Source organism: Ornithinibacter sp., from assembly GCF_035443565.1.
In the GTDB taxonomy this organism is placed as follows: domain Bacteria; phylum Actinomycetota; class Actinomycetes; order Actinomycetales; family Dermatophilaceae; genus Fodinibacter.
This window is the reverse complement of the sequence record NZ_DAORSO010000052.1, coordinates 10,877-17,720: the sequence shown is the minus strand read 5'-3', so window position 1 is coordinate 17,720 and position 6,844 is coordinate 10,877. Positions and strand designations below refer to the sequence as shown.

The following is a 6,844-nucleotide window of genomic DNA, read 5'->3' as shown; positions in this document are numbered from 1 at the left end:
GTGGTGGCCCTGCGCCCGCAGGGACTTCTCGATGGCGCTCACGAGGGTCGCGAAGAACCACCGGGTGAGGAACGGCGCGACGACGGCCACGACCCTGGTGCGCCCGGAGGCGAGGGACGTGGCCGTCGGTGACGCGACGTAGTGCAGGTCCTCGGCGACGCGAAGGACCTTCTCCCGGGTCTGCGGTGAGACCCGGTCAAGACCCCGAAGGGCGCGGGAGACCGTGGCGACCGACACCCCGGCCACCCGCGCCACATCGGTGATGGTGCTGATGGTCCTCGTTCCTTTCCGAACGCGCGGACCTGATGGGCCTCAGCCCTTCAGGCCACCTGCGAGCAGGCCGCGCACGAAGTACCTCTGGAGGGCCAGGAACACTGCGACCGGGACGATCATCGAGATGAACGCACCAGCCGAGAGCAGGTACCAGGCACTTCCGCGGGAACCGGACAGCTCGGCGACGCGCACGGTGATCGGCGCGACGTCAGGAGTACCACCGAGGAACACGAGCGAGACGAGCAGGTCGTTCCAGACCCACAGGAACTGGAAGATGCCGAAGGCTGCGAGCGCCGGGGTGAGCAGGGGCAGGAGGATCTTGAAGAAGATCGTCACGTGACCTGCACCGTCGACGCGGGCTGCCTCCATGAGCTCGGCGGGGAGCTCCCTCATGAAGTTGTGGATGAGGAAGATCGCCAGTGGCAGCGCGAAGATCGTGTGCGACAACCACACGCTCCAGTACGACGCTCCGAAGCCCAGCTTGTTGACGTAGATGTCGAGCAGCGGGATGAGCGCGACCTGCAGCGGGACGATCTGCAGGGCGAACACCGCGACGAACAACGCGTCGCGACCCGGGAACGGCATCCACGCGAACGCGTAGGCAGCCAGGGAGGCCAGGAACAGGGGCAGGGCCACCGCCGGGATGGTGATGACGATGGTGTTGATGAAGTACTGCCCGAGGCCCGCCGATGATCCGGGAGCAAGTGCCTGGCGGTAGTTCTCCAGGGTGAAGGCCCCCGGGTCGCCGAACGCAGTCCACCAGCCGCTGCGGTTGATGGCGCGCTGGTCGCGGAAGGAGGTGACGAGCAGGCCGATCGTCGGGATCGTCCACAGGACGGCGATGACGATGGCTGCGACGGATGCCCAGGGTGAGGAGATCGAGCGCGCGGCGTCGCCGGCGAGTGACTTCTTCTTGCGGCGGGGCTTGGCCGTCGTCTTCTCCATGTCGGGAGAGATCTTCTCCGGCATGGCCACCGGTTCGAGGGTGCTCATGGCTCAGGCCTCCTTTCGCATCTGGATGATGTTGTACGTCACGATCGGGATGACGAGGATGAACAGCAGCACCGCGAGCGACGCGCCGAGGCCCGGGGCGTTGAAGCGGAAGCTCTGGCTGTAGAACTCGTTGGCGACGACCGAGGTGTCGAACTGCCCACCGGTCATGGTCCGCACGATGTCGAAGACCTTGAGCGTGCCGATGCCGATCGTCGTCACGACGACGACGAGGGCGGGCCGGATGCTCGGCAGCGTGATGTAGCGGAACATCTTGAACGCCATGACACCGTCGAGCTTGGCGGCCTCGATGATCTCGTCGGGGATGGCCTTGATGGCGGCGGAGAGGACCGTCATCGCGAAGCCGGCCTGGATCCACACCATGACGATGATCAACATGAAGGTGTTGAGCGGCGCGTTGATGAGGAACTGCTGGGTCTCGAATCCGAAGAACTTCAGGATCGCGTTGAGCAGGCCGATCTGCGGGCGGGACGTCTGTTTGTACTGGTAGACGAACTTCCAGATGATGCCGGCGCCGACCATCGAGATCGCCATCGGCAGGAAGATCAGGGCCTTGGCGAAGGCCTCGCCGCGCGCGCGGTCGATGAGGATCGCGTAGATCAGCCCGATGCTGGTCGCGAGGATCGGGACGAGGATGACCCACAGGGCCGTGTTGCGCAGCACGAGCAGCAACTCGGGCTGGGTGAACATCGCCGAGTAGTTGCTGAGGGTGAGTCCACCCTCACCGGAGCGCCCGCGCAGCGACTGGTTGATCGTGAGGATCGCGGGGTACATCAGCCCGATGGCGAGCAGGACCACTGCGGGGCCGACGAACAGGGCGCCCTGGACCCGCTCGCCGTTCTTGCCCTTGAACAGGGAGGCGAGGAAGAGCACGAGGCCGAACACGAGCGCGAAGAAGAAGATCGCGAAGAACATCAGGAAGAACTTGCCGGGCACGCTCTGCGCCCGCAGGAACGGCTCGGGAATCGCGGCGGGAACTGCGCCGATGACCGTCGATACCACTGGACATCACCTCCGAGAGGATTACGTCAGGACAGGGGAAACCAAGAGAGCAGGGGTGGGGTGGGGGACTCCCACCCCACCCCTGCTCGGTGACCTGGGGTGAATCAGGTCAGGGTTGTCACTTCGGCCAGGACTGCTCGATGAAGTCGAGCGTTGCCTTGTCGTCCTTGCCGATGATCCAGTCGGTCATGCCCTTCCAGAACGTACCCGCACCCACGGCACCCGGCATGAGGTCGGAGCCGTCGAAGCGGAAGGTGGCTGCCTCGTCGGTCAGCGCCTCGGCAGAGAGCTTGTCGACGGGGTTCTTCAGCAGCGAGGGGTCGGCGTTCTTGTTGGCCGTCACGCAACCACCCGAACCACAGGTCTTGGCGCGCTCGTCAGCCCACTCGACCGAGGAGAGGTAGGTCTGGAAGGCCTTGACCTCGGGACGGTCGGCGAAGGCCGCGGTGAACTCGCCACCACCGAGGACCGGCTTGGTGGAGGAGTCGACGGAGGGCAGGTAGAACGCCCAGACCTCACCCTCGGGACCGACCTCGGTGCCCTCGGGCCAGTTGGCCGCGTAGAACGACGCCTGACGGTGCATGTAGCAGGTGCCGTCGAGGATCGGCTGACCGGCGTCCTGGAAGGACGTCGAGGCGATCGTCTTGACGTCGCCGAAGCCACCGTTGACGAACTTGTCGTTCTTGAGGATCTTGCCGACCTCGGCGAGCGCCGTGGCGACAGCCGGGTCGTTGAACGGGATCTCGTGGTTGACCCACTTGTCGTAGGTCTCGGCGCCGGCGGTGCGGAGCATGACGTCCTCGACCCAGTCGGTGGCCGGCCAGCCGGTGGCGTCACCGGACTCGATGCCTGCACACCAGGGCTTGACGTCGCCACCCTCGGCGGCCATCTTCTCGGACAGGGCGAGCAGGTCGGCCCACGTGGTGGGGACCTCGTAGCCCTTGTCGGCGAAGGCGGTCGGGGAGTACCAGACGAAGGACTTCACGTTCGCACCGAGCGGCGCGGCGTAGAAGGTGCCGTCGACGGTGCCGTAGTTCTTCCAGTCCGGCATGTTCTTGTCGACGTTGGCGACGACCTCCGGCGGGGCGGGCTTGACGGCGCCCGTCTGGACCAGGGTGTTGAGCAGACCCGGCTGGGGCAGGTAGGCGATGTCGGGGGCGTTGCCACCCTTGACACGCACCGGCAGCTGGGCCTCGAACTCCTTGGAGCCTTCGTACTTGATCTCGACGCCCGTGCAGTCCACGAAGGGCTTGTAGGACGCGATGTGCGGTGCGTCCTCGGGAGCGGTGATCGAGGTGTAGACGGTGACCGTCTTGCCCTTGAGGTCGCCGAACGCCGTGTAGGGCGCGCAGTCGATGCTGCTGGTGCTGCCGCTTTCGGCGGTGTCGCCACCGTCGTCGCTGCTGCTTCCGCAGGCCGACGCGGTGAGTGCCACCGCGAGGACTCCGGACAACGCCGCGATGCGACGCTTGGTGTAGAGGGCCATGTGCCCGCCTCCATTTCACTGGTCGCGCCGAGACGCTGTGGCCTCGGCGATGAGGGAACCGGGACCAAGGTAAAAGCGTTTACACATGCTTCGCAACGTCTCCACGCATCGAGGCGGTAACGATTGCGTAACACGGCGGCAACGCTGCGGCGGAGCGATGTTCGCACCGCCGGTGAGAGAGCGCGATCTCCGCCTGAGGGCGCGAGACCTCAGCGCACCGGTGAGCCGATCCCGCCGATGACGGCCGGATAGGCCGTGCCGGAGCCGTCTCGCCTGCCGGACGCCTCCGGAAGCTCGAGCGCCACGCCGGCCGCACCGCTGGCCCGCGCCGGTTGGGCACCGACCCAGGCCAGGATCAGGGCGTCCTCACCACGCAGGAACCGGTGTGCTCGCACCCCGCCCGTCCCGCGACCCTTCGGTGGGTACTCGGCGTACGGGGTCACCTTGATGGCGCCGGGCTGCGTGCCCGGCAGCGCGTCGGAGGCGCCCGAGGAGGTGACGACGACGGCATCCGCGCTCGGGTCGACCGCACCGAAGAAGACGACGGAGGCGCCGGGGTTGAGGCGGATGCCGGCCATCCCACCGGCCGCTCGGCCCTGGGGTCGCACCGACGACGCCGAGAAGCGCAGCAGCTGCGCGTCACTCGTGACGAAGACGAGATCCTCCTCGCCGTCGCGCAGGGCGGCCGCACCGACGACCCGGTCACCGTCCTTGAGGGCGATGACCTCCCAGTTCGCCCGAGCGGGGTGGTCGGGGGTGACGCGCTTGACGACACCGTGGGCGGTGCCGAGCGCGATCCCCGGCCCCTCGGCATCCAACCCGACGATGGTCAGCGGTTCCTCCCCGGCGGGCAGGTCGGCGAAGACCGCGAGCGGAGCACCGCCGGACAGGCTGGGCGCGCCTCCGAGCGGGGGCAGCGTCGGCAGCTCGAGGGCCGACATCCGCAGCATCCGCCCTGCCGAGGTGACGAGGCCGAACTCGCCGCGGGCCGTGGTGCGCACGGCACCGATGATGGCGTCGTGCTTGGCGCGGCCACCGTCAGCGGGCACCGGGTCGGCCGAGGACGTGCGCGCCAGCAGGCCGGTGGACGACAACAGCACCCAGCACGGGTCGTCGGCCACCTCGAGCGGTGCTCCCACCGATGCGGGCACCCCCGCCGACTCCAGCAGCACGGTCCGTCGTGGGGTGCCGTGGGCCTTGGCGACGTCGGCGAGCTCGCCGGAGACGGTGCGGTGCAGCAGCTTCTCGTCGGCGAGGATCGCCTCGAGCTCCTCGATCTGGCGGCGCAGCTCGTCGCGCTCGCTCTCGAGCTCGATGAGGGAGAACTTCGTCAGCCGGCGCAGCTGGAGCTCGAGGATGTACTCGGCCTGGGCTTCCGAGAGGTCGAAGACGGACATCAACCGTGCCTTGGCGGTCGCCGCGTCGTCGGAGGTGCGGATCAGCTGGATCACCTCGTCGATGTCGACGATGGCGATGAGCAGGCCCTCGACGAGGTGCAGTCGGTCCTGGCGCTTGCGCAGCCGGAACTCGGTGCGGCGGCGCACGACCTCGATGCGGAAGTCGACGTAGGTGCGCAGCAGCTCCTTCAGGCCCAGGGTGCGGGGCTGCCCGTCGACGAGGGCGACGTTGTTGATCCCGAACGAGTCCTCCATCGGGGTCAGCTTGTACAGCTGCTCGAGCACGGCGTCGGGGTTGAAGCCGTTCTTGACCTCGAAGACCAGCCGCAGCCCGTTCTTGCGGTCGGTGAGGTCCTTGACGTCCGAGATGCCCTGCAGCTTCTTGGCCTGCACCAGGGTCTTGACCCGCTCGATGACCTTCTCGGGGCCGACGAGGTAGGGCAGCTCGGTGACGACGATGCCCATCCGCCGCGGGGTGAGCTTCTCCACGCGCGCGGCGGCCCGGGTGCGGAACGACCCCCGCCCGGTGAGGTAGGCGTCGCGGATGCCGTCGAGCCCCACGATCCGCCCGCCGCCGGGAAGGTCGGGCCCGGGGACGAACTTCATCAGGTCGTCCAGGGAGCAGTCGGGGTGGGCGATGAGGTGGCGGGCGGCGCCGATGACCTCGACGAGGTTGTGGGGGGCCATGTTCGTGGCCATGCCGACGGCGATCCCGGACGCGCCGTTGACGAGCAGGTTGGGGTAGGCCGCGGGCATGACGCCGGGCTGCATGAGCGAGTCGTCGTAGTTGGGGACGTAGTCGACGGTGTCCTCGTCGAGCCCGGACACCATGAGCAGGGCCGCCGGGGCCATCCGGGCCTCGGTGTAGCGCGAGGCGGCCGGGCCGTCGTCGAGGGAGCCGAAGTTGCCGTGGCCGTCCACCAGCGGCAGGCGCATCGTGAACGGCTGCGCCATGCGCACCAGGGCGTCGTAGATCGCCTGGTCGCCGTGGGGGTGGTACTTGCCCATGACCTCGCCGACGACCCGGCTGGACTTCACGTGGGGCCGGTCAGGGCGCAGGCCCAGCTCGCTCATCCCGAACAGGATGCGGCGCTGCACGGGCTTGAGCCCGTCGCGCGCGTCGGGCAGGGCGCGCGAGTAGATGACGCTGTAGGAGTACTCGAGGAACGCACTGCGCATCTCGTCCTCGACGTCGATGTCGACGACCCGCTCGGCGCCCTCCTGCGGGGCGTCCCCGGGCGGTGGGGTGGTGGTGCGCTTGGCCATGGGGTCGGGCTCTGCTCTGAGTGAGGGGTCGGACCGCGGATGCCGCGGCAGGGGACCCCGTCATCCTCACCCATCGGTCAGCGGCCGTTCACGCCGACGCGCCGGACCACCCGCCGAACCGGCCCTCGTGCAGCACGTCCCCCAGAGGTCGACGCGGCCGAGTGCGCGGCGACCCGCCGGTGCGCGCGGCCCGGGCGGCTGGGGCGCCCAGCGCGATGACCCCGACCAGTCGCCGGTCCGTGGGGATGCCGTGCGCCTCACGAACCGCGTCGTGGCGCTGCGCCGGGACGCCGAAGAACAAGGCCCCCAACCCGGCATCCTCGGCGCCCAGGAGCATGATCATCGCCGCCATGGCGGTGTCGGTGTCCCAGTAGGGGATCGGCCAGCGATCGGGGGAGCGGTCGACCCA

The 6,844-nt window shown here is 68.5% G+C and carries 6 protein-coding genes; all 6 read right to left on the bottom strand.

Features of this window, described 5'->3' with window-relative positions:
* The coding region (locus tag PLL68_RS07675) for a LacI family DNA-binding transcriptional regulator (protein ID WP_324533182.1) at positions 1-255 on the bottom strand (255 nt) is incomplete at its 3' end.
* Between the two features lie 57 nt (positions 256-312).
* Positions 313-1,266 carry a carbohydrate ABC transporter permease gene (locus PLL68_RS07670; protein ID WP_324533181.1) on the bottom strand — a complete coding sequence of 318 codons (954 nt, stop codon included), beginning with the start codon at positions 1,264-1,266 and terminating at the stop codon, positions 313-315.
* A gap of 3 nt (positions 1,267-1,269) precedes the next feature.
* Positions 1,270-2,286: a carbohydrate ABC transporter permease gene (locus PLL68_RS07665; RefSeq protein ID WP_486658738.1), complete on the bottom strand. Its 1,017-nt coding sequence runs from the start codon at positions 2,284-2,286 to the stop codon at positions 1,270-1,272.
* Between the two features lie 118 nt (positions 2,287-2,404).
* On the bottom strand, positions 2,405-3,772 hold the full coding sequence (locus PLL68_RS07660) for an ABC transporter substrate-binding protein (RefSeq protein ID WP_324533180.1): 1,368 nt from the start codon (positions 3,770-3,772) through the stop codon (positions 2,405-2,407).
* A 209-nt stretch (positions 3,773-3,981) separates the two neighbouring features.
* Positions 3,982-6,435 (bottom strand): DNA gyrase/topoisomerase IV subunit A, encoded by a 2,454-nt coding sequence (locus PLL68_RS07655; protein ID WP_324533179.1) that lies wholly within the window; start codon positions 6,433-6,435, stop codon positions 3,982-3,984.
* A gap of 88 nt (positions 6,436-6,523) precedes the next feature.
* Positions 6,524-6,844, bottom strand: a 321-nt coding sequence (locus PLL68_RS07650; RefSeq protein WP_324533178.1) for a nitroreductase family protein, incomplete at its 5' end; no start/stop codon positions are given.